General features: G+C 44.7%; 1 protein-coding gene. It reads left to right on the forward strand.

Features of this window, described 5'->3' with window-relative positions; genetic code table 11:
- Positions 1-3: 3 nt before the first annotated feature.
- The coding region (locus QL998_RS20635) for an IS4 family transposase (RefSeq protein ID WP_290193395.1) at positions 4-1,232 on the forward strand (1,229 nt) is incomplete at its 3' end.

Genomic DNA, 1,232 nt, shown 5'->3' on the forward strand with positions numbered 1-1,232 from the left:
GATATATTCGCCACTCCTGACTCTTTATCTACATTTCAGAAACATATCCCTCTTGAGTGGATTTCTAATGTGCTCGAGCAGACCGATAAAGCAAGTATTCGCAAACGTAAGTTACCTGCTGAGCTTGTCGTCTGGCTTATCATTGCAATGGGTCTTTTTCGCGACCGCTCTATTAGTGACGTTGTTGAGAAGTTAGATTTAACACTCACTGATACCCTGGGCGATACGGTTGCTCCAAGTGCTATTCCTCAAGCGAGACAGCGCCTGAGTAGCGACCCCCTCCAAGCCTTATTTCACCTATGTGCGGCCCATTGGACACAAGAAGAAGATGCTGATGATACGTGGTATGGACTCCGGTTATTTTCTGTCGATGGAACGCAATTTCGTGCACCCGATACACCTGCTCTTGCTGAGCACTTTCACTATATTAAGCACAGTAAAAACCGTCATACAGAATATCCTATTGTACGCCTATGCGCCTTAAGCTCCTTGCGTAGCCGGTTGATACACCACGTTGCCTTCGGGCCCAGTTATCAAGGTGAGGTGAACTACGCAAAGCAGTTATTTAGTCATGTAAGTGATAACAGTCTAACTATTTTTGACCGATGTTATCTCAGCGCTGAGGTACTGATTAATTGGCGTAAGCAACACCCACAGTCGCACTGGATGGTCCCGATTAAAAGCAACACGCAATACACCGTCATTGAATCTTACTCTGAGCATGACTTCAAAGTAGAAATGAGTGTATCTGCGCATGCCAGAAAACAAGACCCTTCGCTTCCTGAGTGCTGGCAGGCCAGACTGGTTCTTTATCCTGAGCCAATGGGGCCTGGAAAAATAAAAGGTCTGCTGTGCTCTTTGGATGATAAACAGGCTTTTGGTGCACAGGCCATTCTTGATGTCTATTTCGAGCGCTGGGAAATTGAAAATAGCTATGGAGAAATAAAACACCAGATGCTTGAGGATAGTATTCTTTTGCGTAGTCAGACTGTGGATGGAGTCAATCAAGAGCTATGGGGTATATTGCTAGCCTACAATTTAATTCGAGTAGAGATAAGTCGAATAGCCAAAGAGGCTAAAGTCTCCCCGCTGAGAATTAGTTTTGTCATGGCTTTGCGGGATATACAGGATGAAATACTCTGGTGTGCCATCGCTTCGCCAGGTTCAATTCCAAAGAAATTAAGGGCAATGCGAGAACGAGTGAAACGTTATATTCTTCCAGAAAAAAGAAA

Source organism: Pseudoalteromonas sp. APC 3691, from assembly GCF_030408135.1.
In the GTDB taxonomy this organism is placed as follows: Bacteria; Pseudomonadota; Gammaproteobacteria; order Enterobacterales; family Alteromonadaceae; genus Pseudoalteromonas.